Raw genomic sequence first — 26,492 nt, forward strand, 5'->3', positions numbered from 1 at the left:
GCCCCCATGCGCCTGTTCCGCATTCTGAGCCTGTTGTTGGTGGTACTCGCACCTTCGGCGTTTGCCGACAGCCCGTACCTGGTGGAAATGATCCTGGTGCGACAGAACGCCGAGCCGGTGATCAACAGCCGCCCCGCGCCGGAAAACTGGGATGCTGGCGCCGCGCGGCTGGGTGAGCGGATGAGCCCGCCACGCCTGGGCAATATCGTCGACAAGCTCAGCGCCGACTCTAGCTACACCGTGCTCGCGCACAAGGCCTGGGAGCAGAACCTCGGCGAGCAGCCCGTGAAGATCGCGATCAGCGACGGCCAGGAGCAGTTCGGCCAGTTTCCCATCGAGGGCGTGCTGAACCTGCAACTGGGGCGTTTCACCGATATAGACGCGGATTTCTGGATCAATCAATTCGACGCCAACGGCAGCGTGATTGCCAGCGAACACCTGAGCCAGCACGACGTGCGCACCAAGAACAACCAACTCAACTACCTCGACGGCGGCCACCTGGCGCTGCTGATCAAGATCACCTCGCTGACCGCCAAGCCCCCCAGCGCGCCGCCGCCCGACATTCAGGACTGATCCAGCGCCATGCCCCTGACGTCGTCGTTGACCAAACCCCTGGCCCCTTCGTGGGCCAACCGCTTCAAAGAGCAGAGCCTGGAGCGCGGGCGGCGTTATGCGCTGGAGAACCGCGTGCGCATCGTCGAGTCCGGCGACAGCACCATCGTTGCCAGTTGCGAAGGTTCGGGCGGCAACGTGTATCGGCAGACCATCTCGTTGCGCGAATCGGCCAAGGGCACGTTGATCCTGGTCGACAGCCGCTGTACCTGCCCGGTGCACACCAATTGCAAACACATCGCGGCAGTACTGCTCAAGGTCCAGGAAACCCTCGCCTACCCGGCCGCCGCCCAGGATGCCGAGCTGCTCGAGAAGCTGCAGGCCGTGCTGGATAACCGCGTGGTGGTACCGCAGGTGGTGATGGAAGACGTGCCGCCGGTGCCACGCCTGTGGCTGGCGAGTGTCGAGTTCAGCGCGTTTGAACCGCGCAACGGCAAAATGCAGCGCTATATCCAGCACCGCGCGGCGCTGTCGTTCAATTACCTGGGCAACTATGTCAGCGGGCAGAAGAACGCCGACATCATCGTGCGCCAGGAAACCCAGAGCCTGCGCATCAAGCGCCATCCTGAGCTGGAGCAGCCCTATCGCGAGCAACTGCGCCTGCTGGGCTTCAAGATCGCCACGCGCCAGAGCAAGGCCTTGCCGGAAAGCGCCGGCGAACTGTTCGAGATGGTCAATGACAGCGCCTGGCTGAACTTCACCCTCAACGCCTCTCCCACCCTGCGCGCCGAGGGCTGGGAGCTGCAGATCGATGAGGATTTCGGCTTCGACCTGAGCCCGGTGGACGACTGGTATGCCACCGTCGACGAAGGCCCCGAGCGCGATTGGTTCGACCTCGAACTGGGGATCATCGTCAATGGCGAGCGCCTGAGCCTGCTGCCGATCCTGCTCAACCTGATGCGCTCCCACACCGAAATCCTCAACCCGGAGAAACTCGCGCGGCGCCGCGATGATGAACTGATCCTGGTGAATATCCCCGGCTTGCCGAATGGCGGCCATGGCCCACTGCAAGTGGCATTGCCCTATGGCCGGTTGAAACCGGTCCTGGCCACCCTCGGCGAGTTTTATCTGCAGGAACCCGGCACCACCACGCTGCGCCTGGCCAAGGCCGATGCGATCCGCCTCAATCCGCTGGATGACCTGCCGCTGCAGTGGCAAGGCGGTGAAAAGATCCGCAACTTTGCCCAGCGCCTGCGCGACATCAAGGACTTCACCAGCGTGGCGCCTGCAGGGTTGAACGCCACGCTGCGGCCTTATCAGCTGGAAGGCTTGAGCTGGATGCAGTCACTGCGCCAGCTGGATGTCGGCGGAATTCTTGCGGATGACATGGGCCTGGGCAAAACCCTGCAGACCCTGGCGCATATTCTTACTGAAAAAGCCGCCGGGCGCCTGGACCGGCCGTGCATGGTGGTGATGCCCACCAGCCTGATCCCCAACTGGCTGGACGAAGCGGCGCACTTCACCCCGCAGCTCAAAGTGCTGGCGTTGTACGGCGCCGGACGTAAGAAACACTTCGCCAACCTGCAGGACTATGACCTGCTATTGACCACCTACGCGCTGTTGCCCAAGGACATCGAGAGACTCGCCGCCCTGCCCCTGCACGTCTTGATCCTGGACGAAGCCCAGTACATCAAGAACCCGACGAGCAAGGCCGCCCAGGCGGCGCGCGAGCTGAATGCCCGGCAGCGCCTGTGCCTGAGCGGCACCCCGCTGGAAAACCATCTGGGCGAGCTATGGTCGTTGTTCCACTTCCTGTTGCCGGGCTGGCTGGGTGACGTCAAAAGCTTCAATCGCGATTACCGCGTGCCGATCGAAAAACGCGCCAGTGATGTGCGATTGCAGCACCTCAACGGTCGGATCAAGCCGTTCCTGCTGCGCCGCACCAAGGAACAGGTGGCGACCGAGCTGCCACCCAAGACCGAGATCATCCACTGGGTCGACCTCAACGAGGCCCAGCGCGACGTGTACGAAACCATGCGCCTGGCCATGGATAAAAAGGTCCGTGACGAGATCACCCGCAAAGGTGTGGCACGCAGCCAGATCATCATTCTTGAAGCACTGCTCAAGTTGCGCCAGGTGTGCTGCGACCTGCGCCTGGTCAACGACGCCACCCTGCCCGCGCGTGGCAGCAGCTCGGGCAAGCTGGACAGCCTGATGGAGATGCTCGAGGAATTGTTTGCCGAGGGCCGGCGGATCCTGCTGTTTTCCCAGTTCACCTCAATGCTGAGCCTGATTGAAGTCGAACTGCAAAAGCGCGGTGTTGCCTACGCACTGCTGACCGGCCAGACCCGTGATCGGCGCACACCGGTGAAGGACTTCCAGAGCGGCAAGCTGCAGATTTTTCTGATCAGCCTGAAGGCTGGTGGCGTGGGCTTGAACCTGACCGAAGCCGACACTGTGATCCACTATGACCCTTGGTGGAACCCGGCCACGGAAAACCAGGCCACCGACCGTGCGTATCGGATCGGCCAGGAGAAGCCGGTGTTCGTGTACAAGATGATCGCGCGGGGCACGGTAGAGGAGAAAATCCAACACCTGCAGAAGGAGAAATCCGATCTGGCGGCGGGCGTGCTGGATGGGCGTACGACCGGGGATTGGCAGTTGGGCAACGAGGACATCGAGGCGCTGTTTGCGCCGTTGCCCAACAAGCAAGAGAAGCGTTGACGGTCAGATGACCATCGCCGGCAAGCCGGCTCCTACCATTGGAACGCATTCGCCTGTAGGAACCGGCTTGTCGGCGAAGGGCGCGACGCGGTCTCAATCAATCAACTGAGCATCCCGCAGCGCAGTCAGCGCCGCCAACCAACGTGGATCCTGCTTGTAGTCCGTCGAAGCAAACGCCTGCCCACGCATCCGCGCAATCCGTGCCGACGGCGTCACCTTCATGCGCTGCGCCGCACTCAATGCCAGCTCCGCCGCCGCGCGGTCATTGCACACCAGGCCCATGTCGCAACCGGCGGTCAGCGCCGCTTCGATGCGACTGGCTGCATCACCGACCACATGCGCCCCGGCCATCGACAAGTCATCGCTGAAAATCACCCCATCGAACTGCAGCTCGCCGCGCAGAATGTCCTGCAGCCAACGACGCGAGAAACCGGCCGGCTGCGGGTCAACCTGTGGGTAGATGACATGCGCGGGCATCACCGCCGCCAATTGCTGGCTCAGGCGTGCGAAAGGCACCAGGTCATTCGCACGAATCTGTTCCAGGCTGCGTTCATCATTGGGAATCGCGACGTGGGAATCCGCCTCAGCCCAACCGTGACCCGGAAAATGCTTACCGGTGGCGGCCATGCCGGCGCTGTTCATGCCCCGGATAAAGGCCCCGGCAAGTACCGCGGCGCGTTCGGGGTCGCCTTCGAACGCGCGGGTGCCGACCACGGCGCTGCGCTGGTAGTCCAGGTCCAGTACCGGGGCGAAGCTGAGGTCGAGACCGACTGCCAGCACCTCGGTGGCCATGATCCAGCCGCATTGCTCGGCCAGGTACTCGGCGTTGGGGTTATCCGCCAACGCACGCATGGCCGGCAGCCGCACAAAGCCCTGGCGCAGGCGTTGTACCCGACCACCCTCCTGGTCGACCGCCAACAGCAGATCCGGTCGCACGGCACGAATCGCCGCGCTCAGCTCGCGCACCTGGCGTGGATGCTCGATATTGCGCGCAAAAATGATCAGGCCGCCCACTTCGGGCTGGCGCAACAACTGGCGATCCTCGGCCGTGAGCCAGGTACCGGCCACGTCGACCATCAAAGAACCTTGCAGCGCAACACTCATAATCCTTCCTTAAATAACGCACACAACCCGTTGACCTCACACGGCGCGACTGGCGCGGTGAGCTCAACGGGTTGCGAGTAAATAGCTGAATTCGGCATGGCGGCTAGCTTAGCGGATGCAAGCGGCCACGCACACCCGAAGCGGTCAAACCTTGGCGACGGTCGGCGCGGATTTGCTGCGTGGGCGCAATTGCGCGGCGGCCATCGTCGGGTCGGTCACACCGGTTTCGGCGCGCATGCCGGCGGCCAGGAAAGGCACCATCAGGCGCATGACCTGCTCGATGGAGGTGTTGACGCCGAAATCGGTCTCGGCAATCGCACGCAGGGCCTTGATCCCGGACATGCTGAACGCCGCCGCACCGAGCATGAAGTGCACGCGCCAGAACAGTTCGATCGGCGGGATACGCGGGGCGGCTTCATTGACCAGCAACATATAGCGACGAAACACCTTGCCGTACATGTCTTCCAGATAACGCCGCAAGTGGCCCTGGCTCTGGCTGAATGCCAGCCCCAGCAGGCGCATGAAGATCGACAGGTCGTTGCCGCTGCGCGGCTGCACCACCAACGCCTGCTCGACCAGGATTTCCAGCAGGTCTTCCAGGGTTGGCTTGTGATCGGCCTTGGCCTGACGGCGCTCGAGCTCACGGTCGAGGCTGGCACAGAACGGCCCCAGGAAGCGCGAGAACACGGCCTGGATCAGGGCCTTTTTCGAGCCGAAATGGTAGTTCACGGCGGCGAGGTTGACCCCGGCCTTGCTGGTGATCAGCCGCAATGAAGTTTCAGCAAATCCTTTTTCCGCGAACAATTGCTCGGCAGCATCGAGAATGCGTTCAACGGTTTCCGACTGGGCCATGGCTACTCCGCCTGACAAACACTTGTTTGAAACATACGTTTCAGGGTGTGTCTTGTCAAGCCTGCGGGTTCGCTTTCCGGCCGGGCAGTCATCTATTTCGTCGCTATTTAATCACATCCCTACCGGTCTGTAGGCAGCGCTATCTCTGCCCTGTAGGACGGGTGACGAATGACCGTCCAGCGGAGTGCCCGAAAAGGATGATTGCCAAGCGCAGTTCACTGTATATAATCCCAGTCACTGTATAAAAAGACAGAGCGATCAACATGCTAAAACTGACGCCACGCCAAGCTGAGATTCTGGCTTTTATCAAGCGCTGCCTCGATGACAACGGCTACCCGCCGACACGAGCGGAAATTGCGCTGGAACTGGGGTTCAAGTCCCCTAACGCCGCCGAGGAACACCTCAAGGCCCTCGCTCGCAAAGGCGCGATCGAGATGACCCCGGGTGCTTCGCGCGGCATTCGCATCCCTGGCTTCGAAGCCAAGGCCGACGAATCGACCCTGCCGATCATCGGTCGCGTCGCTGCCGGTGCGCCGATCCTGGCGCAACAGCACGTCGAGGAATCCTGCAACATCAACCCCACCTTCTTCCACCCTCGCGCCGATTACCTGCTGCGGGTGCACGGCATGAGCATGAAGGACGTGGGTATTTTCGATGGTGACCTGCTCGCCGTCCACACCACCCGCGAAGCCCGTAATGGCCAGATCGTCGTCGCCCGTATCGGCGATGAAGTCACCGTCAAACGCTTCAAGCGCGAAGGCAGCAAGGTCTGGCTCCTGGCCGAGAACCCTGAGTTCGCCCCGATTGAAGTGAACCTGAAAGATCAGGACCTGGTGATCGAAGGCTTGAGTGTCGGCGTCATTCGCCGCTAAAGGAGGCATCATGCAGCTCGTGCACACCCCCCAACACACACAACTGTCGCTGTTCGAGGCCTTCATGGCCCAACCCCTTGCACCGATCCTCAAGGAAGCGGTCGAGGCGCCCTGGAGTGCCGAACCCGAGGCGTTCAGTGAATTGTCGTTGCGCGGTGCAGCTGGGAGCTGCCTGAGCCTGCTGGCGCCGATCCTTCGCGAATTGAGCGAAGAACAGGATGCGCGCTGGCTGACCCTGATCGCCCCGCCCGCCAGCCTGACCCAGGCCTGGCTGCGGGACGCGGGCCTCAACCGCGAGCGCATCCTGTTATTGCAGCCACGCGGTACGCAAAGCGCCCAGCAACTGACTTGCGAAGCCTTGCGCCTGGGCCGCAGCCACACCGTGGTGAGCTGGCTGAACCCATTGAATGCCACCGCCAAGCAACAGCTGATCAGCGCAGCGCGCACAGGCGACGCGCAGAGTTTGAATATTCGATTGGGATAACACGAAGACTCAGCTTGGTGAGGAGCGGGCTTATCTTAAGAGCCGACCTCTATGAGTGGCGGGCTTGTTATGACAAGCGGGCTTATGTGACAACCGGGCTTAGCTTATATGTGGTGGGCGGGCTTATATGTGGAGAGCGGGCTTGCCCCGCGTTGGGCTGCGAAGCGGCCCCAAAACCAAGCACCGTGGAATACCTGATATATCGCGTTGAATCCATCCAGGGCTGCTTCGCAGCCCAACGCGGGGCAAGCCCGCTCGCCACACAAGCCAGCTCACCACAACACGCCGATTAACCAGCAAGCCGATTCACCTCAACAAGCCTACTCGCCAAAGCAAACCTGACTCACCTCAAGAGATCTGGCGCCCCTCAAGACACCCGCCTCCGCCACAACAAGCCTGCTAACAACAGAACTCAGTGAAGCACTCGGGGCCCGTCTTCTTTCTCCGGCTCGCCTTCCGCCAGGCGACCAGCCATCTGCACGCCCACGCTCAACATGGCTTTAGCCACTTCCACGTGCTGACCTTGAAGGAACACCTTGGCGTCCTCGGAAAAATCCAGAATAACCAGAGAACCCTCGTCCTCAGCCCGGCGCAGCTCGATTCGGCCGTCAGGCAACTCAACAATTTCCAGAAAGGACGTTGGCATAAAAGTCTGTTCTCCACGAAAGGCCGGGATTATATCAGTCATCCACCCGGAATCGCTGAGGATCTGGCCAGGTTTCTTTGCGGCTTGATGAATGGTGCCGGTATGCCTTGGTTAAAATGTGGCAGCGGGCTTGCTCGCGAAGGCGGTGTATCAGTGCCCTATAAACGCCTGGCACTCCGCCTTCGCGAGCAAGCCCGTCCTGGTGTAAATCAGTGACGCCGCCTCAGCACTCGTTGAGGCCTTCACGAAAGCGCAGGGCCATCTTTTTCAGCTCCTGGCGCCAGCCTTCCAGCTCTTCCCGACTCAGGGGCTTGGGCTCTTCCTCTTCCAGCGCAACCGCTACGATCAACGGCTGAGTTACGTCGCCCTTGGGCACGTGGGGAATTCGCGGTGGCTGGAACATATCCGCATGCGCCTTGAGCAGGCGCGCCACCCAGCTATCAGGGCTCTGGGCCATTTCCACCAGCTCGGCCAGCTCAGGAATAGCCATGGTCTCCAGCACTTCGCGGTTCATGATCATTTCCGCGCGCGGCGAACCCGCCTGGGGCAAGCGATAGAACCCGGCGATTTCATGGCACAGCCCCAGCAACGCGCCGTACAGGTGGAACAACGCCGCCTCACGCCCCGCCTGGACCAGCGCGATGGCATTCATCTCCTTCCCTTCCTCGGCGCGGCCGAGGGCTTCCAGGGATAAGCCCGCGAAGTAAATTTTCTGGTTGGTACGGGTATAGAGTTCGTTGGCCATAACGGCAGTCTCCACAACGAAAAAGCGTGATGCTGGCTTAACAGTGTCACGGATCAACCGCCCACACTGCAAGCATGGAGTAGAGGGCGGGCACTCCCCCTCCTCCACCAACTATCTACGAGTTGCACACCCGACACACTCTACTTCATATCCAAAGCTCACTAGGACAGCGAGAGGCGTGCGCCCGAACTCCCCGAACACGACTTATGGTATGGCGCTCGCCTTAAAAGGTGACCTGCGGAGGCGCGGCGTTTTTTTCGTTGCCAGCTACGTTTGCGGGCTCTTTCTCATCGGCTTCTTTCTTCTCGAATTGTTTAGCGCCATAGCCTATTGCTCCCTCCACCAAGAACTCAGCGCCCTTAATCGCAGGCATCAGCATCACTTCAAATCCCATTTCACTTGACCCTCTATCGATAATTGACGGGCTAATACCCGGCTAATAGGTGGTCAGCTTTATGGGGAACGTTCCGTCACCTGTCACTCATTTCTCTGACAGCTAGCCTGCGTGCCTTGAATGGAAAGTCCTTTTGCATAACCACAAAAGCAAATGCCCCGACAAGTCGGGGCATTTGCTTTCAGCCTGTTTCAGGCGACCTTCGTATTACTCGGCCACGTCGTTCAAGCGCCCTGGCGCTTGTCCTCGACCTTCCACTTACCGCCGTCGTAGAACGCTTTCCAGCCGGTAGGCTTGCCGTCCACTTCGGACTGCACGTACTGCTCCTTGGTCTTGCGGCTGTAGCGGATCACGGCCGGACGACCGTCGGGATCCTTCTTCGGCGCTTCACACAGGAAGTGGTACTTAGGATCGATCTCATCCTTGTGCGGCACGATCTCCAGCACCAGCGGCGCTCGGGTCTCGCGGTTTTTCGGGAACTGGCTGGCGGCCAGGAACAGCCCCGAAGCGCCGTCACGCAGGATATAGGTGTCGTTGACCTTCTCGCACTTGAGTTCAGGCATCTTCACCGGGTCCATTTTCGGCGGCGCCGCGTCACCGCTTTTCAGCAGTTTGCGGGTGTTCTTGCACGTCGGATTGGTGCAACCAAAGAACTTGCCGAAGCGGCCAGTCTTGAGTTGCATCTCGCTGCCGCACTTGTCGCACTCCAGGCTTGGGCCTTCGTAGCCCTTGATGCGGTAGCTGCCTTCCTCGATCTCGTAGCCGTCGCAATCCGGATTGTTACCGCAGATGTGCAACTTGTGCTTCTCGTCGAGCAGGTAGGCATCCATCGCCGTGCTGCAGATCGGGCAGCGATGCTTGCCACGCAGTACCAGCGACTCGGATTCACCCTCGTCGTCGGCGGCGATTTCATCACCCGGCACAAGGTTGACGGTAGCCTTGCAGCGCTCTTTCGGCGGCAGGCTGTAGCCCGAGCAACCGAGGAACACGCCGGTAGACGCGGTACGAATCTGCATCGGGCGGCCGCACGTCAGGCACGGGATGTCGGTCATCACCGGCTGGTTGGCACGCATGCCGTTCTCGGGGCTTTCGGCCACTTCGAGTTTTTTCTTGAAGTCACCGTAGAACTCGTCGAGCACGTTTTTCCAGTCGCGCTCGCCCTGGGCCACGTCATCGAGGTTCTCTTCCATGCCGGCGGTGAAGCCGTAGTCCATCAGGTTGGAGAAGCTCTCGGACAAGCGCTCGGTGACGATATCGCCCATCTTTTCCGAATAGAAACGACGGTTGTGCAGCGCGACGTAGCCACGGTCCTGGATGGTGGAAATGATCGCGGCGTAGGTCGACGGACGACCGATACCGCGTTTTTCCATCTCTTTTACCAGGCTGGCTTCCGAATAACGCGCCGGCGGCTTGGTGAAGTGCTGGGACGGGTCGAGCTTGATCAGCTTCAACGTGTCGCCCTGGGCCATGTCCGGCAACACATCGTCGTCGCCCGGCTTGGCGATCTGCGGCATGACGCGGGTGTAACCATCAAACTTGAGGATACGGCCCTTGGCGCGCAGCTCGAAGTCACCAGCACCCACGCTGACGGTGGTGGACAGATATTGCGCCGGCAGCATCTGGCAAGCCAGGAACTGGCGCCAGATCAGCTCGTAGAGACGCTCGGCATCGCGTTCCATGCCGCTCAGCTTGCTCGGCTCGGTGTTCGCGTCGGAAGGACGAATCGCTTCGTGAGCCTCCTGGGCGCCCTCTTTGCTGCTGTAGACGTTCGGCTTCTCCGGCAGGTACTTCTTGCCGAATTCGCTTTCAATATACGTACGCGCCATCGCCACCGCGTCAACCGAGAGGTTGGTGGAGTCGGTACGCATATAGGTGATGTAGCCGGCTTCGTACAGACGCTGGGCCATCATCATGGTTTTCTTCACGCCGAAGCCCAGGCGGTTACTCGCGGCCTGTTGCAGGGTGGAGGTGATGAACGGCGCCGACGGCTTGCTGCTGGTCGGTTTGTCTTCGCGCTTGACGATGCTGTAGCTGGAGGCCTTGAGCTTCTCCAGCGCGGCCATGGCCTGGGCTTCGTTCAGCGGCTTGAAGGCCTCACCCTTCTCACGGGCCACTTCGAAGCGCACATTGGCGCCCTTGGCAGTCCCCAGGTCGGCGTGGACTTCCCAGTATTCTTCGGGGTTGAACGCACGGATCTCGCGCTCACGCTCCACCACCAGCTTTACCGCGACCGATTGCACACGGCCGGCGGACAGGCCACGGGCAATCTTGGCCCACAGCAGCGGCGAAACCATGTAACCGACGACGCGGTCGAGGAAACGCCGGGCCTGCTGGGCGTTGACGCGGTCGATATCCAGCTCGCCCGGCTTGGAGAAGGCTTCCTGGATGGCTTTCTTGGTGATTTCGTTGAACACCACGCGCTTGTAGCGGCTGTCGTCACCGCCGATGGCTTCCCGCAGGTGCCAGGCAATGGCTTCCCCTTCGCGGTCCAAGTCCGTCGCGAGATAGATGGTGTCAGCATCCTTGGCGAGCCGGCGCAGCTCTTCGATGACCTTTTCCTTGCCTGGAAGGATTTCGTACTTGGCCTTCCAGCCATGTTCCGGGTCCACACCCATGCGCGAGACCAGCTGCTTGCGCGCTTTCTCTTTAGGGCTGAGCACCGGACCTTCGCCCGCAGCTGCCTTGCCGCGCTTGGCGGCTGGCTCCTTGCTGGCGCTAGCCGAACCGCTGGTGGGCAGGTCTCGGATATGGCCGATACTCGACTTCACCACGTACTCGTTGCCCAAGTACTTGTTGATGGTCTTGGCCTTAGCCGGGGATTCCACAATGACCAGCGATTTGCCCATGGATCGGAAAATTCCTGAATTCGAGAAGTGAAAGGCAGTTGGCGCCTGTCGCGGCAACGCTATATATAGTGGCAACAAGGTGAGGTCAAGCGCAGCATTCTGCGCGGCCTGCCGTTATTGCCCTGAAAAAAGACTGGGTTCGGCCTGGACCAAAGCAAAGCGCGGGACCTGCTCGCCGTCAACTTCGACGGTCTCCAGGAACATGCTCAAAGGACGTATCCAAAAGCCGTAATCGCCATACAGTGCTTGGTAAAACACCACTTCCTCTTCGGTCTCGGAGTGCCGCGCCACGTTGAATACGCGGTACTGCGGCCCCTTGTAATGTTGGTAGAGCCCTGGTTCGACTTTCATGCTCTGGCCCTCTTACAAAATTTGTTGAAAAAAAATATTAAAAATTCCAAAAAACAAAAACCGGGGCACTGGGCCCCGGCTTCCGTCATCCCAACGCTTAGAGGCGTTCGAAGACGGTGGAGATGCCTTGGCCGAGGCCAATGCACATGGTAGCAACCCCAAGGTTGCCGCCATTTTGCTTCATCACGTTAAGCAGAGTGCCGGAAATACGCGCACCGGAGCAACCAAATGGGTGGCCCAGGGCAATCGCACCGCCGTGCAGGTTAACCTTCTCGTTCATCTTGTCGAGTACTTTCAGATCTTTCAGCACTGGCAGGGCCTGTGCGGCGAAAGCTTCGTTGAGCTCGAAGAAGTCGATATCGGAGATGGTCAGGCCTGCGCGCTTCAAGGCTTTTTGTGTGGCCGGTACTGGACCATAGCCCATGATTGCCGGGTCCACACCTGCGACTGCCATCGAACGAATCACCGCCATCGGCTGGATACCCAGGTCCTGGGCCCGCTGCGCCGACATCACGATCATGCACGAAGCACCGTCCGTGATCTGCGACGAAGTACCGGCTGTCACGGTGCCACCCTTTGGATTGAAGGCCGGCTTGAGGGCCGCCAGGCTTTCCAGGGTGGTATCCGGACGAATGGTTTCGTCGTAGTCGAACAGTTTCAGGAAACCGTTCTCGTCATAGCCGTTCATCGGGATGATCTCATCCTTGAACTTGCCTTCCACGGTCGCCTTGTGGGCGAGCTGGTGGGAACGCAGGCCGAAGGCGTCCTGGGCTTCACGGGTAATGCCGTGCATCTTGCCGAGCATTTCCGCGGTCAGGCCCATCATGCCCGAGGCTTTTGCCGCGTACAGCGACATGTGCGGGTTAGGATCGACGCCGTGCATCATGCTGACGTGGCCCATGTGCTCCACGCCACCGACCACGAACACATCACCGTTACCGGTCATGATCGCCTGGGCGGCGGTGTGCAGCGCGCTCATCGACGAGCCGCACAGGCGGCTGACGGTCTGGCCAGCGGCCGTGTGCGGGATCTGGGTCATCAACGACGCCATGCGCGCGATGTTCCAGCCCTGCTCCAGGGTCTGGTTGACGCAGCCCCAGATCACGTCCTCGACTTCGTTCGGGTCGACCTTGACGTTACGCTCCAGCAGTTTGCTGATCAGGTGCGCCGACATGTCTTCGGCGCGGGTGTTGCGGTGCATGCCGCCCTTGGAGCGGCCCATCGGAGTACGACCGAAGTCGACAATCACGACGTCTCTTGGATTCAAGCTCATAAATATTCTCGCTCAAGTGTATGGGACGCTTAACCGAAGAAGCTCTGGCCGTTCTTGGCCATTTCACGCAGCTTCGCGGTCGGGTGGTACAGCGGGCCCAAATCAGCGTATTTGTCAGCCAGGGCAACGAACTCGGCCACACCGATCGAGTCGATGTAACGCAGCGCACCGCCACGGAATGGAGGGAAACCAATACCGTACACCAGGCCCATATCGGCTTCGGCGGCGGTCTCGACGATGCCGTCTTCCAGGCAACGCACGGTCTCCAGGCACAGGGCGATCATCATCCAGTTGATGATGTCCTCGTCGGACACCTCACGCTGTTCGTAGATGACCGGCGCGAGTACTTCGTGCACCGACGGGTCGGCCACTTTCTTCTGCTTGCCTTTCTTGTCAGCCTCGTAGGCGTAGAAGCCCTTGCCGTTCTTCTGGCCCAGGCGCTTGGCTTCGTAGAGCGCGTCGATCGCCGAGCGGCGGTCGTCTTTCATGCGGTCCGGGAAACCCTCGGCCATTACGTCGCGACCGTGGTGGCCGGTGTCGATGCCGACCACGTCCATCAGGTACGCCGGCCCCATCGGCCAGCCGAATTTTTCCATGACCTTGTCGATGCGTACGAAGTCCACACCGGCACTCACCAACTTGGCGAAACCGCCGAAGTACGGGAACAGTACACGGTTGACCAGGAAGCCCGGGCAGTCGTTGACGACGATCGGGTTCTTGCCCATTTTCTTCGCGTAAGCCACGGTGGTGGCGATTGCCAGCTCACTGGACTTCTCGCCACGGATCACTTCCACCAGCGGCATCATGTGCACCGGGTTGAAGAAGTGCATGCCGACGAAGTTTTCCGGACGCTTGAGGGCCTTGGCCAGCAGCGAGATGGAAATGGTCGAGGTGTTGGACGCCAGGATGGTGTCGTCTTTGACCTGGGCTTCCACTTCTGCCAGTACGGCTTGCTTGACCTTCGGGTTCTCGACAACGGCTTCGACCACCAGGTCGACGTGGCCGAAATCGCCGTAGGACAGCGTAGGACGAATACCGTTAAGCACTTCAGCCATTTTCGCGGCGGTCATGCGGCCTTTGTCCACGCGGCCGACCAGCAGCTTGGCGGCTTCTGCCAGGCCTTGCTCGATACCGTGCTCGTTGATGTCCTTCATCAGGATCGGCGTGCCTTTGGACGCCGACTGATAAGCGATACCGCCACCCATGATACCGGCGCCGAGTACGGCAGCCTGTTTCACGTCCTTGGCGATTTCATCGTACGCCTTGGCCTTTTTCTTCAGCTCCTGATCGTTCAGGAACAGGCCGATAAGGCTCTGGGCTGCCGAGGTCTTCGCCAGTTTGACGAAACCTGCCGCTTCCACTTCCAGGGCTTTGTCGCGACCGAAGTTCGCGGCCTTCTGGATGGTCTTGATCGCTTCAACCGGCGCCGGGTAGTTCGGGCCGGCCTGGCCAGCCACGAAACCCTTGGCGGTTTCGAACGACATCATTTGCTCGATGGCGTTGAGCTTGAGTTTTTCCAGCTTCGGCTGACGCTTGGCCTTGTAGTCAAATTCGCCACTGATGGCGCCCTTGATCAGGTTCAGCGCGGCTTCGGCCAGTTTGTCCGGGGCGACTACAGCGTCGACAGCACCGACTTTCAGCGCGTCTTCGGCTTTGTTTTCCTTACCGGCGGCGATCCACTCGATCGCGTTGTCGGCACCGATCAGGCGCGGCAGGCGCACGGTGCCGCCAAAGCCCGGGTAGATGCCCAGCTTGACTTCAGGCAGGCCGATCTTGGCGGTAGCCGACATGACACGGAAGTCTGCCGCGAGGCACATTTCAAGGCCGCCGCCCAGCGCGATGCCGTTGATGGCAGCCACGGTCGGCACGTTGAGGTCTTCGAAATCGCTGAAAATCTTGTTGGCTTCGAGGTTGCCAGCCACCAGCTCGGCATCGGGCAGCTTGAAGTTGTCGACGAATTCGGTGATGTCAGCGCCGACGATAAACACGTCCTTGCCGCTGGAGACGATCACGCCCTTGACCGAAGCATCTGCTTTGATGGTGTCTACGGCCTGACGCAATTCATTCAGGGTTAGACGGTTGAACTTGTTGACGGACTCACCCTTGAGGTCGAATTTCAATTCGACGATGCCACTTTCAAGAGCCTTAACCGTGATGGCTTTACCTTCGTAAATCATCAACTGATCTCCACGATATGGAAGCTGAACAGTACACACTGGACGCTGGCCTCTGGTTGGACACTGACTGTTGCGTCAATGCTCATGCCAATCCGCCAGGCACACCCGCCAATGCGATAGTCGGGATTCTGTATGAGCGGTCTGACAGACAAACGCTCAATTCATACGCCCGTTTGATTTGGGTACGCCACCTTCATCCAATTCCGGGCAATTGTCAATCGCTCGAAAGGCTAGGAAAAACGCGACTTTCCAGTCATTTCAGAACCCCGACCTTAAGCCGGCGACTCGTCAATATTCAAATATTCACAAGATCAATAATAGAAAAGATGTGGGAAAAGGCTGTACAGAACGGGATATGCCGCTAGGCTAGCGACAACCGTAACGCGACTGGATGAACATCCGTCGCGGGAACCACAGATTTACCGGCCTGCCTGGCCAACTCCAGCCCGATGATGATGTCGGGCTTTTTATTGCCTGCTTTTTCTCCCGAATACGACGACCGTAGAAGCCCAGGGCCGGGAGGATAGGTGTCAGGCCAGCGCCTTGAGCAACGCATCGATGTCTTTCAACACACTCGGCTCGCCCTTCTCGCCCCAGTACAAGGCGATCATCTGCTTGTCGGCTTCGACTTTGTAGACGTTGGCCGGCAGCGTCGCAAAATACGGCAACAACTTTTCATCGACGCACACCTCACGCCACTGGTTGACCCACACGCCCGGCTCCAACTGCCAGTAACTCCAGATCGTTGGCGTACTGCTGCGCCGTGGCCGGCAGTACTGCGCACACGGGCTCGGCGGCTCCTGCTTGAGCCAGTGCGGCCACTCCTGGGGCGCCAATTGCATGGCCAGGCCGATGCGGCGCGCCTCCATGCGCAGGGCCATGCGCCCGCTCTGATGGCGCGACGGCCGCAGCCATGCCAGGGGGCTCAGAACCACCACAAGGATTGACACCACTATCCAGACCGTCATATGTGTACTCCCGAATTTCTAGATGAGCGGATTTGACCTGACGCAACCCCATCCGCTTGAAAGCAGCCATACTGAATCTATTGCAGTCCCCTGGAGGAACGCCCCATGTCCTACGAACATATTCTGGTCGCTGTCGACCTGACCGAAGAGTGCGATCCAGTGATCAAGCGCGCCCGCGCCTTCGCGGTCGCCAGCAACGCCAAACTCTCCCTGGTGCACATCGTCGAGCCGATGGCCATGGCCTTTGGCGGTGACGTGCCCATGGACCTTTCCCAGCTGCAGCAACAGCAGTTTGACCAGGCCAAGGAGCGCCTGGACCGCTTGATCCTCAAATACCCGGAAGTGACCAAGGAAAACTCCCACCTCACTTACGGCCAACCGCGCCAGGAAATCCACCACCTCGCCAAGGAACAGGGCTGCGACCTGATCGTGGTCGGCAGCCATGGCCGCCACGGCTTGGCGTTGCTGCTCGGTTCGACCGCCAACGACGTGCTGCACGGCGCGCCGTGTGATGTGCTGGCGGTGAAGCTGGTCAAAGCCTCGTAATCCTAACGAAGATCAAATGTGGGAGCGGGCTTGCTCGCGAAAGCTTTTTGTCAGTTGATGCATCTGGTAACTGACACACCGCTTTCGCGAGCAAGCCCGCTCCCACATTTGGATCGTGCTTCATATAAAAAACCCGGTGTTCACTCAATGAACACCGGGTTTTTTAATGCACGCGAATCAATCAGGCATCCAGCTCGGCCCAACGCTCAACCAGCGCTTCCAGCTCCTGGTTCAATGTCTCCAGGGAAGCAATCACCTTCGCCGTCTCTGCTGCCGGACGCAGGTAGAAGCCCGCGTCAGCCATTTCCGCTTCTACGGCGGCAATCTGCTGTTCCTTGGCATCGATGTCACCCGGCAAGGCTTCCAGCTCGCGCTGCAGCTTGTAGCTGAGTTTCTTCTTGGACGCCGGCGCAGCGGTTTCCTGCACGGGTGCCGCAGCGGCCACTGGCGCGACCACAGCGGAGGTCAAGTCGGCCTTGCCGGACTTGCTCTCGGTCACGCCCAGCAGGCGCGGCGAGCCGCCCTGGCGCAGCCAGTCCTGATAACCACCGACGTATTCACGCACCTTGCCTTCGCCTTCGAAGACCAGGGTGCTGGTGACCACGTTGTCGAGGAATGCCCGGTCGTGGCTGACCATCAGCACAGTGCCGTTGAAGGTCAGCAGCACTTCTTCCAACAACTCGAGGGTTTCCACGTCGAGGTCGTTGGTCGGTTCATCGAGTACCAGCAGGTTGGCTGGCTTGCTGAACAGCTTGGCCAGCAGCAGGCGTGCGCGCTCACCACCGGACAAGGCTTTCACCGGTGTACGGGCACGTTGCGGGCTGAACAGGAAGTCGCCCAGGTAGCTCAGCACGTGGCGGCTCTGGCCGTCGATATCGATAAAGTCGCGACCTTCGGCGACGTTGTCGATCACGGTTTTTTCCAGGTCCAACTGGTGACGCAACTGGTCGAAGTACGCCACGTCGATGCGCGTGCCCTCTTCCACGGTGCCGCTGGTCGGTTGCAGGCCGCTGAGCATCAGCTTGAGCAAGGTGGTCTTGCCGGTACCGTTGGCGCCCAACAGGCCGATGCGGTCGCCGCGCTGCAGGACCATCGAGAAGTCCTTGATCAGGAACGGGCCGTCCGGGTGATGGAAGCTGACGTTCTCCAGCACCATCACCTGCTTGCCGGATTTATCGGCGGTATCCAGCTGGATATTGGCCTTGCCGGTGCGCTCGCGACGTTCGCTGCGCTCAACGCGCAGGGCCTTGAGGGCACGTACGCGGCCTTCGTTACGGGTGCGGCGGGCCTTGATGCCCTGGCGAATCCAGACTTCTTCCTGGGCCAGTTTCTTGTCGAACAAGGCGTTGGCGGTTTCTTCGGCGGCCAGGGCGGCCTCCTTGTGCACCAGGAAGCTGGCGTAGTCGCCGTTCCAGTCGATCAGGCCACCACGGTCCAGCTCAAGAATGCGGGTCGCCAGGTTCTGCAGGAAGGAGCGGTCGTGCGTGATGAACAGCACGGCGCCCTGGAAATCCTTGAGGGCTTCTTCCAGCCAGGCAATCGCGCCGATGTCCAAGTGGTTGGTTGGCTCGTCGAGCAGCAGCAAGTCCGGCTCGGAGACCAGGGCCTGGGCCAGCAGCACGCGGCGACGCCAGCCGCCGGACAACTCGGCAAGGGTCTTGTCGGCCGGCAGCTGCAGGCGGCTCAGGGTGCTGTCGACCAGTTGCTGCAAGCGCCAGCCGTCACGGGCTTCGAGGTCTTGCTGGACATGCATCAGCTTGTCCAGGTCTGCCTCGGTGACGCAGTTCTGCGCCAGGTGATGGTACTCGGCGAGCAACGCGCCCACGCCGTCCAGGCCTTCGGCAACCACGTCGAAGACTGTCCGTCCGTCGGCCACCGGCAATTCCTGCGGCAATTCGCCGATCTTGAGGCCCGGGGCGCGCCAGACAGAGCCGTCGTCGGGCTTCTGGTCGCCTTTGACCAGCTTCATCATGCTGGACTTGCCGGTGCCATTGCGGCCGATGATGCACACCCGCTCACCACGGGCGATCTGCCAGGACACCTTGTCCAACAACGGCATAGCGCCGAAAGCAAGGGACACATCGCTGAATTTGAGCAGGGCCATACGCTTCTCCAAAAACTGGGCGCGCATTCTACCTGACTTGAGGAGGGGATGCGGCCAGCATTTTCCCAGCTGACACGTTCAGCAGGACATTTGCCGCGAACTTGAACGAACCGGCCGGCAAAGCTTTCGTAGGCGTCGGGCAAAAGGCTAAGCTAGGGGCAATCAGTGTCGGCGGTGCCGGTGCTAGTCGTGATTTCTCTGCACGGACGTCTCATGCGCAGTCGCCTTTTCAATTTCTTGTCTTGTCTGCTTCTTTCCGCCACCGCCGTTCAATCTGCCCAGGCCGTGGACCTCACCACCCAACGTCAATATTACGATGAAGCCAAACGTGCGCTGGCCAAGGGCGATACCGGCCCGTACATGCAATACAGCCAGGCGCTGGCCGATTATCCGCTGACGCCCTACCTTGCCTACGACGAACTGACCGCGCGCCTGAAAAGCGCCAGCAACGAGGAAATCGAACAATTCCTCGCCAAGAACGGCGACCTGCCCCAGGCCAACTGGATGAAGCTGCGCTGGTTGCGCTGGCTCGCCGACCGTGGCGACTGGCAGACCTTTGAAAAGTACTACGACCCCAAGCTCAATTTCGTCGAGCTGGACTGCCTACACGGCCAGTACCAGCTCACCCACAACCTGAAGGCCGAAGGGTACAAGACCACCGAAAAACTCTGGATGACCGGCAAATCCCAACCGGCCGCCTGCGACGCCACCTTCGGCCAATGGGCCGCCGATGGCCAGCTCACCGAACAGAAGATCTGGGACCGCGCCAAGCTGGCCGCCGAGGCCCGCAACTACGCGCTGGCCAACAGCCTGGTGAAAACCCTGCCGACCCTCGGCGCCCAGGGCCGCCTGATGGTGGACGTGGCGCAAAAGCCCGACATGCTCAGCGATCCGTCGCGTTTCCTGCCGGCCAACGAGGCCATGTCTGACGCGGTCGGGCTGGGTCTTCGCCGCCTGGCGCGCCAGGATCCCGACAAGGCCATGGCCTTGCTCGACGGTTATGCCAGCAGCATGCACTTCTCCCGTGACGAAAAAGTGGCAATCGCCCGTGAGATCGGCCTGACCCTGGCCAAGCGTTTCGACCCACGCGCCCTTGAAGTGATGACCAAGTACGACCCGGAGCTGCGCGACAACACTGTGTCGGAATGGCGTCTGCGCCTGCTGTTGCGCCTGGCCCGCTGGGAAGATGCCTACCAGCTGACCCGCAAACTCCCACAGGACCTGGCGACCACCAACCGCTGGCGCTACTGGCAGGCACGTAGCCTGGAACTGGCCGAGCCGAAAAATCCGCAAGCCCTGGTGCTGTACAAGAACCTCGCGCAGGAACGCGACTTCTATGGTTTCCTCGCCGCGGATCGCTCCAAGGCCCCGTATCAGTTGAAGAACAAGCCACTGCTGATGAGCCAGGCGCTGGTCAACAAAGTGCGCAACACCCCAGGCGTGCGCCGTGCGCTGGAATTCTACGCACGTGGCCAGGTGGTCGACGGGCGCCGCGAGTGGTACCACGTCAGCCGTCACTTCAACCGCGACGAAATGGTCGCCCAGGCCAAGCTGGCCTATGACATGAAGTGGTACTTCCCGGCGATTCGCACCATCAGCCAGGCGCAGTACTGGGACGACCTGGACATCCGCTTCCCGATGGCCCACCGCGACACCCTGGTGCGCGAAGCCAAGGTCCGCGGCCTGCATTCCAGCTGGGTGTTTGCCATTACTCGCCAGGAAAGCGCATTCATGGATGACGCGCGCTCCGGCGTCGGCGCCAGCGGCCTGATGCAACTGATGCCCGGCACCGCCAAGGACACCGCGCGCAAGTTCAGCATCCCGCTGGCCTCACCAGCCCAGGTGCTGGACCCGGACAAGAACATCCAGCTCGGCGCCGCGTACCTTAGCCAGGTACACAGCCAATTCAACGGCAACCGCGTGCTCGCCTCTGCCGCCTACAACGCCGGCCCCGGCCGCGTGCGCCAATGGCTGCGAGGTGCCGACCACCTGAGTTTCGACGTGTGGGTGGAAAGCATTCCATTCGACGAAACCCGCCAGTACGTGCAGAACGTGCTGTCTTATTCGGTGATCTACGGACAAAAGCTCAACTCGCCACAGCCGTTGGTGGATTGGCATGAGCGGTATTTCGATGATCAGTGATTCACACTGAATATAGCTCCGCGATCAGCCGGATTACTATGGCCAGCCGGCTTGTTCGTGGTGAGCTGGCTTATTGTGGATTGAGTGGGCTTGTTGTGGATTCAGCGTACTTGTTGTGGACTCAGTGGGCTTTTTGTGGCGAGCGGGCTTGCCCCGCGTTGGAGCGCGAAGCGCTCCCATCCAAGCCACCCTCACTCCAACTGGAAGACCGAGCCAGCAGGTTTTAGGGCTGCTACGCAGCCCAACGCGGGACAAGCCCGCTCACCACAAACAAGCCTGCTCACCACATACAAGCCTGCTGCTGCCCTCACTCCAACTGGAAAACCGAGGCAGCAGGTTTTAGGGCTGCTACGCAGCCCAACGCGGGGCAAGCCCGCTCACCACATACAAGCCTGCTCACCACATTCAAGCCTGCTCGCTTGCTCCCCAGCTAGCCTTCGCTTTTCGCAACCTCAATCCCGTCATTGAACTGAAGCGCCGCCAACCGCGCATACAGCGGATTGTTCGCAATCAACTGCTGATGCGTGCCCACCGCCACCAGCTTGCCTTGGTCCATCACTGCAATGCGGTCCGCATGTTTCACCGTCGCCAGGCGATGGGCGATCACCAGCGTGGTACGCCCTTGCATCAATTGCGGCAAGGCCTGCTGGATCAGGTGTTCACTTTGCGCATCGAGGGCGCTGGTGGCCTCGTCGAGCAGCAGGATCGGGGCGTCCACCAGCAACGCCCGGGCGATGGCCAGGCGTTGGCGCTGGCCGCCGGAGAGGCCCATGCCGCCATCGCCCAAGTGAGTCTGGTAGCCATCGGGCATTTGCAGGATGAAGTCGTGGGCGTGGGCGATGCGCGCGGCAGCTTCAACCTGCTCGCGCGTGGCGGTCGGGTTGCCATAGCGGATGTTTTCTTCGACGCTGCCGAAAAACAGCGCCGGGCTCTGCGAGACCAGCGCGAAATGCCGGCGCAGGTCCAGGGGGTCGAGTTCGGTCAGTGGATGGCCGTCGAGCAGGATGCGGCCGTGCTGGGGATCGTAGAAACGCAGCAACAGGTCGAAAATCGTCGACTTGCCCGCGCCGGAAGGCCCTACCAACGCCAGGGTTTCACCGGGATTGATAGTCAGACTCAGCCCATCGATCGCGTAACTGTCCGGCCGTGACGGGTAGGAAAACCGCAGATCCTGCAGCTCCATCCGGCCACTGACGCGTTCGGGCAACTGCACGCTGCCGCTGGCCGGCGCCTGGATTTCGTTGCTTGACTGCAACAACTCGCCAATCCGCTCGGCGGCACCCGCCGCACGTTGCAGTTCACCGAGCACTTCGCTGAGGGTGCCCACGGCGCTGCCGACGATCAGGCTATAGAACACAAACGCCGCCAGTTCGCCGCCGGAAATGCGCCCGCTGATCACGTCCATGCCGCCGACCCAGAGCATCACGCCCACGGCCCCGAGCACCAGCATGATCACCAACGTGATCAACCAGGCGCGCTGGGTGATGCGTTTGCGCGCGGTGGTAAACGCCTCCTCCACCGTGACGGCAAAGCGCTGCTCATCCTGGACCTGGTGGTTATAGGCTTGCACCGTCTTGATCTGGCCGAGGGTCTCGGAGACGTAGCTGCCCACATCGGCGATACGGTCCTGGCTCAGGCGCGACAAGCTGCGCACACGGCGGCCAAAGATCAGGATCGGCGCCAGCACCAGCGGCAGCGCGATCACCACGATGCTGGTGAGCTTGGGGTTGGTGACAAACAGCAGCACGATGCCGCCGATGACCATCAAGGCATTGCGCAGGAACAGCGACAGCGACGAGCCGATCACCGATTGCAGCAAGGTGGTGTCGGTGGTCAGGCGCGACTGGATCTCCGAACTGCGGTTGTTCTCGTAGAACCCGGGATGCAGGTAGATCAAATGGTTGAACACCTGGCGACGAATGTCAGCCACTACCCGCTCGCCGATCCACGACACCAGGTAAAACCGCGCAAAGGTGCCCACCGCCAGGCCCACTACCAGCACCATGAACAGGCCGATGGATTGGTTGAGCAGGTGCGGCGACTGGGTCATGAAGCCCTGGTCCACCAGCAGGCGAATGCCCTGCCCCATCGACAAGGTGATGCCGGCGGTAACGATCAGCGCCAACAGGGCACCGAGGGCCTGCCAGCGGTACGGCGCGATGAAGCGGCTGGCCAGGCGAATTGCACGGCGTTGACGGACTGAGAACATGGAGGGCATCACCTGATCGGAAAGGGTTGGTACCTGCGTCCTTACATGGGGGGAACTTGCGCGAATAACAATGAGTCAGGTTAATTATGCCCGCCGATGCTGGCCCCTAGAGGCTATCGGTCTAACGCCCGGCTGGAAATCCACAGTGGTTTCTGGTGGACTGGGTGTTCGAACCGCTGACTGTGCAAGGAGTTGTAACAGCTTGGTCACGCGGGGGGTTCAGAGTAGGTACACAACCTGATGAGGAGACAGGCCATGACCTTGCAAAACAGCAGCGACGCCAAAATTGAAGTGATCCGCCAACCGCAACAGTTGCCTTGCTCGTACATCGACGCCACGGGCCGCGAAGTGCAGATTACCGAAGAGATGATCCAGCAAGCCTGCAGCGAGCTGGAACAACGACTGGTCAAGCCTGCCCAGCAAGGCTGAAGCGCCCACGCTCTTTTAGAACCGGCCCAGGTGGCCGGTTTTTTTATGCCCGCCACCCTGTAGGAGCGACCCGCGAGTCGAGGTCAGAGCAATTCTGCGCCGAGGGCCGAGACCATAGCCGAGAGCGCGGCAGACTCCCCATTGATACGCACCTTCAGCGCGTCAATCTCGCGCCGCGCCGGGTAGCCCTTGCGCAACAGGTCGAACGCCTTGCGCTGTTCTTCCACGGTGCCCACCAGGCTACGGCGGAAATCCGCATCATCACGGCGCGGGTCGTACACGCTGCGGCACAAGGTGGCCAGGGCCCAGGCCGGATTGGTGGCCGCGTTCAAATGCACCTCGGCCAACCAGGGCGCTGGCAGCAGGTCGTTCAACTGAATCACCGGTTCCTGGCCCAGGTAGGCACAGAACGCCTGGTAGATCTGCGCCGTGCCGCGCTGCCGGCCATCCAGGCTGTAGCCGGCAATGTGCGGGGTGGCCAGCACGCACAGGTCGGCCAGGTCGACGTCCACTTCCGGCTCGCCTTCCCACACATCCAGCACCGCTTGCAGGTCTTCGCGCGCCAGCAGGACTTCGCGCAGGGCGGCATTGTCGACCACCGGGCCGCGGCTGGCGTTGATCAGCCAGGTGCCCGGTTTAAGCTGCTCGAGGCGCTGGCGGTCGAACAGATGCCAGGTGGAGCCATTGCCGGACTTGGTCAGCGGCGTGTGCAGGCTGATCACGTCGCACTGCTCGATAATCTGCTCCAGGCTGACGTAATCGCCGTCTTCGGCAATCTGGCGTGGCGGGTCGCACACCTGCACGTTCCAGCCCAGGCCCTTGAGTACCTTGACCAACCGCCCGCCCACTTCACCGGCGCCGACCACACCGTAGGTTCGCTGGTTAAGGTCGACGCCTTCGATCTCGGCCAGCGTCTGCAGGCTGCCCAGCACGTAATCGACCACGCCGCGCGCGTTGCAGCCCGGCGCGCTGGACCACTGGATGCCCGCCTGCCGGAAATACTCCAGGTCCAGGTGGTCGGTGCCGATGGTGCAGGTGCCGACAAAGCGCACGTTGCTGCCTTCCAGCAGCGCACGGTTGACGTTGGTCACCGAGCGCACCAGCAGCACGTCGGCCTGCTCGACCGTGGCGCGGTCGATGGAACGGCCGGGCACGCGGCGAATCTCGCCAAACCCTTCGAAGAATGCATCGAGCAGCGGGATATTTTCGTCGGCAACAATCAACATGGCAGGCTCCTTTGGCGGATCAGCAGTGTACAGGCATCACAGCCGTCGCTTACAAATCGCTAACACAGGTTTTTTCCTGACCGTTGCGTCAAGGCGTAGAATCCGCCGTCCTTGCGCTGCTCGACTGGACATTTGTACGTGAACACTGCCACCGCTCCCCTTACCCGCCCCGCCCGCATCAGCCGGGAAGTGCGCGGCCTGCTGACGCTGGCCCTGCCGATCATGATCGGCCAACTGGCCACCACCGCGATGAGTTTTGTCGATGCGGTGATGGCCGGGCGCGTCAGCCCCCAGGACCTGGCGGCAGTGGGCCTGGGCAACTCGATCTGGATCCCGGTGTACCTGCTGATGACCGGTACGCTCCTGGCGACCACGCCGAAAGTTGCCCAGCGCTACGGTGCCGGGCAGTTCAGCGAGATCGGTCCGCTGGTGCGCCAATCGCTGTGGCTGGCGGTGGTGGTCGGCATCAGCGCGGCCCTGTTGCTGCTCTGCGCCGAACCGATCCTGCACGCGATGAAGGTCGAGCCCGACCTGATCAAGCCCTCCATGGGCTACCTGCACGGCATCGCCGCCGGCATGCCGGCCATTGCGCTGTATTACGTGCTGCGCTGTTTCAGCGATGGCCTGGGCCGCACGCGACCGAGCATGGTCATGGGCCTGTGCGGGCTGGCGCTGAACATTCCACTGAACTACATCTTCATCTACGGCCACCTCGGCGTGCCCGCCATGGGCGGCGTGGGCTGCGGCTGGGCCACGGCGATTGCGATGTGGGTGATGATGCTCGGCCTGGCCGTTTGGACCCGCTGGGGCCCGGCCTACCAGAGCAGTGAGCTGTTCACGCGCTTTGACTGGCCGCAGTGGGCGGTGATCAAGCGCGTACTGGGGATCGGCCTGCCGATCGGTATCGCGATCTTCGCCGAATCGAGCATCTTTGCGGTGATCGCGCTGCTGATCGGCAGCCTGGGTGCCACGGTGGTGTCCGGGCACCAGATCGCCCTGAACGTCAGCTCCCTGGTGTTCATGATCCCCTACTCCCTGAGCATGGCCGTCACCGTGCGCGTCGGCCAGGCCCTGGGGCGCGGCGAGCCGCGTGAAGCGCGCTTCGCCGCCGGGGTCGGGATGGGCACGGCGCTGGCGTATGCCTGCCTGTCCTGCAGCCTGATGCTGGTGTTCCGCGAGCAGATCGCAACGATCTACACCCCGGACCCGATCGTGATCCACCTGGCTTCGACGCTGATCGTGTTCTCGGCGCTGTTCCAGTTCTCGGATTCGATTCAGGTCACCGCCGCTGGTGCCCTGCGGGGTTACCAGGACACCCGCGTGACCATGGTGCTGACGCTGTTTGCCTATTGGGGCGTGGGGCTGCCGGTGGGGTATGCGCTGGGCCTGACCAACTGGCTCGGCGAGCCCAGCGGCCCGAGCGGCTTGTGGCAGGGGCTGATCGTCGGCCTGAGCTGTGCGGCGGGGATGTTGCTGGTGCGCCTGGCGCGCAGTGCACGCCGGCGCATTCGCCTGGACAAGGCGCGGGGTTAATCGGCCTTCTTGCGGATCCAGTAGAGGTACGTGCCGGCCTGCTCCTGCTGATCCACCAGTTCGTGATCGAGGAACACGCAGAACTTGGGGATATCGCGACGCGTCGACGGGTCGGTCGCGATGACCTTGAGCAAGCCGCCGGCCGGCAGGTCGCGGATGTGCTGGTGCAGCATCATCACCGGCTCCGGACAGTTGAGGCCGGTGGCGTCCAAGGTCGCGTCGACAGGCAAATCAACAGACTGATTCATCATTTACTCCTAAATCCGGCCTGCTCCACTCTGGGAGCGGGCTTGCCCGCGATGACGGGGCACATTC

The 26,492-nt window shown here is 61.2% G+C and carries 22 protein-coding genes; 8 read left to right on the top strand and 14 right to left on the bottom strand.

What is annotated here, in order from left to right; all coding sequences use genetic code 11:
• The first annotated feature begins 6 nt into the window (after positions 1-6).
• Together C9990_RS23390 and C9990_RS23395 are read left to right on the top strand one after the other, a co-directional pair.
• Positions 7-573, top strand: coding sequence for a CsiV family protein (locus C9990_RS23390; protein ID WP_065901998.1), 567 nt, complete (start codon positions 7-9; stop codon positions 571-573).
• 9 nt (positions 574-582) lie between these two features.
• The gene (locus C9990_RS23395) at positions 583-3,276 is read left to right on the top strand and encodes a DEAD/DEAH box helicase (protein WP_106804814.1); all 2,694 of its coding nucleotides are present in this window, start codon (positions 583-585) and stop codon (positions 3,274-3,276) included.
• 93 nt (positions 3,277-3,369) lie between these two features.
• Here the strand turns inward: C9990_RS23395 and nagZ are convergent, their stop codons facing one another.
• Entirely contained in the window at positions 3,370-4,368 is a 999-nt protein-coding gene (gene nagZ / locus C9990_RS23400; RefSeq protein WP_177410376.1) for a beta-N-acetylhexosaminidase, read from the bottom strand.
• A 156-nt stretch (positions 4,369-4,524) separates the two neighbouring features.
• Positions 4,525-5,232: a TetR/AcrR family transcriptional regulator gene (locus C9990_RS23405; RefSeq protein WP_065902004.1), complete on the bottom strand. Its 708-nt coding sequence runs from the start codon at positions 5,230-5,232 to the stop codon at positions 4,525-4,527.
• Between the two features lie 263 nt (positions 5,233-5,495).
• Here C9990_RS23405 and lexA point away from each other — a divergent pair, with 263 nt between their 5' ends.
• Together lexA and sulA are read left to right on the top strand one after the other, a co-directional pair.
• Entirely contained in the window at positions 5,496-6,104 is a 609-nt protein-coding gene (gene lexA / locus C9990_RS23410) for a transcriptional repressor LexA (RefSeq protein ID WP_003172575.1), read from the top strand.
• Positions 6,105-6,114: 10 nt separating this feature from the next.
• Positions 6,115-6,588 (top strand): SOS-induced cell division inhibitor SulA, encoded by a 474-nt coding sequence (gene sulA, locus C9990_RS23415; protein ID WP_065902006.1) that lies wholly within the window; start codon positions 6,115-6,117, stop codon positions 6,586-6,588.
• Positions 6,589-7,000: 412 nt separating this feature from the next.
• Here the strand turns inward: sulA and C9990_RS23420 are convergent, their stop codons facing one another.
• The 8 genes from C9990_RS23420 to C9990_RS23450 all read right to left on the bottom strand — a co-directional run bounded on the left by C9990_RS23420 (position 7,001) and on the right by C9990_RS23450 (position 15,988).
• Positions 7,001-7,234: a hypothetical protein gene (locus C9990_RS23420; RefSeq protein WP_010212068.1), complete on the bottom strand. Its 234-nt coding sequence runs from the start codon at positions 7,232-7,234 to the stop codon at positions 7,001-7,003.
• Positions 7,235-7,457: 223 nt separating this feature from the next.
• Positions 7,458-7,979 carry a DUF6586 family protein gene (locus tag C9990_RS23425; protein WP_065902008.1) on the bottom strand — a complete coding sequence of 174 codons (522 nt, stop codon included), beginning with the start codon at positions 7,977-7,979 and terminating at the stop codon, positions 7,458-7,460.
• A 223-nt stretch (positions 7,980-8,202) separates the two neighbouring features.
• A complete protein-coding gene (locus C9990_RS32355; RefSeq protein ID WP_157955097.1) occupies positions 8,203-8,373 on the bottom strand; it encodes a hypothetical protein in 171 nt (56 codons plus the stop codon).
• A 224-nt stretch (positions 8,374-8,597) separates the two neighbouring features.
• A complete protein-coding gene (topA, locus tag C9990_RS23430) occupies positions 8,598-11,219 on the bottom strand; it encodes a type I DNA topoisomerase (protein WP_065902010.1) in 2,622 nt (873 codons plus the stop codon).
• A gap of 114 nt (positions 11,220-11,333) precedes the next feature.
• Entirely contained in the window at positions 11,334-11,570 is a 237-nt protein-coding gene (locus C9990_RS23435; protein ID WP_106804816.1) for a DUF1653 domain-containing protein, read from the bottom strand.
• A 97-nt stretch (positions 11,571-11,667) separates the two neighbouring features.
• Positions 11,668-12,843 carry an acetyl-CoA C-acyltransferase FadA gene (gene fadA, locus C9990_RS23440; RefSeq protein ID WP_065902012.1) on the bottom strand — a complete coding sequence of 392 codons (1,176 nt, stop codon included), beginning with the start codon at positions 12,841-12,843 and terminating at the stop codon, positions 11,668-11,670.
• Between the two features lie 29 nt (positions 12,844-12,872).
• Positions 12,873-15,020, bottom strand: coding sequence for a fatty acid oxidation complex subunit alpha FadB (gene fadB / locus C9990_RS23445; RefSeq protein WP_065902014.1), 2,148 nt, complete (start codon positions 15,018-15,020; stop codon positions 12,873-12,875).
• Between the two features lie 530 nt (positions 15,021-15,550).
• Positions 15,551-15,988, bottom strand: coding sequence for a hypothetical protein (locus C9990_RS23450; RefSeq protein ID WP_065902016.1), 438 nt, complete (start codon positions 15,986-15,988; stop codon positions 15,551-15,553).
• Positions 15,989-16,093: 105 nt separating this feature from the next.
• On the opposite strand from C9990_RS23450, the gene C9990_RS23455 reads away from it, so the two are divergent.
• Positions 16,094-16,534: a universal stress protein gene (locus C9990_RS23455; protein WP_065902018.1), complete on the top strand. Its 441-nt coding sequence runs from the start codon at positions 16,094-16,096 to the stop codon at positions 16,532-16,534.
• A gap of 181 nt (positions 16,535-16,715) precedes the next feature.
• On the opposite strand, the gene C9990_RS23460 is transcribed toward C9990_RS23455, so the two are convergent.
• A complete protein-coding gene (locus tag C9990_RS23460) occupies positions 16,716-18,638 on the bottom strand; it encodes an ATP-binding cassette domain-containing protein (protein ID WP_106804817.1) in 1,923 nt (640 codons plus the stop codon).
• A 213-nt stretch (positions 18,639-18,851) separates the two neighbouring features.
• Between C9990_RS23460 and C9990_RS23465 the strand changes: the two genes are divergently transcribed.
• The gene (locus C9990_RS23465; RefSeq protein WP_106804818.1) at positions 18,852-20,780 is read left to right on the top strand and encodes a transglycosylase SLT domain-containing protein; all 1,929 of its coding nucleotides are present in this window, start codon (positions 18,852-18,854) and stop codon (positions 20,778-20,780) included.
• Between the two features lie 430 nt (positions 20,781-21,210).
• Here C9990_RS23465 and C9990_RS23470 read toward each other — a convergent pair whose 3' ends face one another.
• Positions 21,211-22,998 (bottom strand): ABC transporter transmembrane domain-containing protein, encoded by a 1,788-nt coding sequence (locus tag C9990_RS23470; RefSeq protein ID WP_177410351.1) that lies wholly within the window; start codon positions 22,996-22,998, stop codon positions 21,211-21,213.
• 246 nt (positions 22,999-23,244) lie between these two features.
• On the opposite strand from C9990_RS23470, the gene C9990_RS32510 reads away from it, so the two are divergent.
• A complete protein-coding gene (locus C9990_RS32510) occupies positions 23,245-23,418 on the top strand; it encodes a PA1571 family protein (RefSeq protein ID WP_162946068.1) in 174 nt (57 codons plus the stop codon).
• A gap of 83 nt (positions 23,419-23,501) precedes the next feature.
• Here the strand turns inward: C9990_RS32510 and pdxB are convergent, their stop codons facing one another.
• Positions 23,502-24,644, bottom strand: coding sequence for a 4-phosphoerythronate dehydrogenase PdxB (pdxB, locus tag C9990_RS23475; RefSeq protein ID WP_106804820.1), 1,143 nt, complete (start codon positions 24,642-24,644; stop codon positions 23,502-23,504).
• A 138-nt stretch (positions 24,645-24,782) separates the two neighbouring features.
• On the opposite strand from pdxB, the gene C9990_RS23480 reads away from it, so the two are divergent.
• Positions 24,783-26,177: an MATE family efflux transporter gene (locus C9990_RS23480; RefSeq protein WP_106804821.1), complete on the top strand. Its 1,395-nt coding sequence runs from the start codon at positions 24,783-24,785 to the stop codon at positions 26,175-26,177.
• Here the strand turns inward: C9990_RS23480 and tusA are convergent.
• Positions 26,174-26,425: a sulfurtransferase TusA gene (tusA, locus tag C9990_RS23485; RefSeq protein WP_065902032.1), complete on the bottom strand. Its 252-nt coding sequence runs from the start codon at positions 26,423-26,425 to the stop codon at positions 26,174-26,176. The two genes, C9990_RS23480 and tusA, sit on opposite strands and share 4 nt — an antisense overlap.
• Positions 26,426-26,492 lie beyond the last annotated feature (67 nt).

The sequence above is a fragment of the Pseudomonas sp. S5D5 genome (genome assembly GCF_003013355.1).
Lineage (GTDB): Bacteria > Pseudomonadota > Gammaproteobacteria > Pseudomonadales > Pseudomonadaceae > Aquipseudomonas > Aquipseudomonas aylmerensis.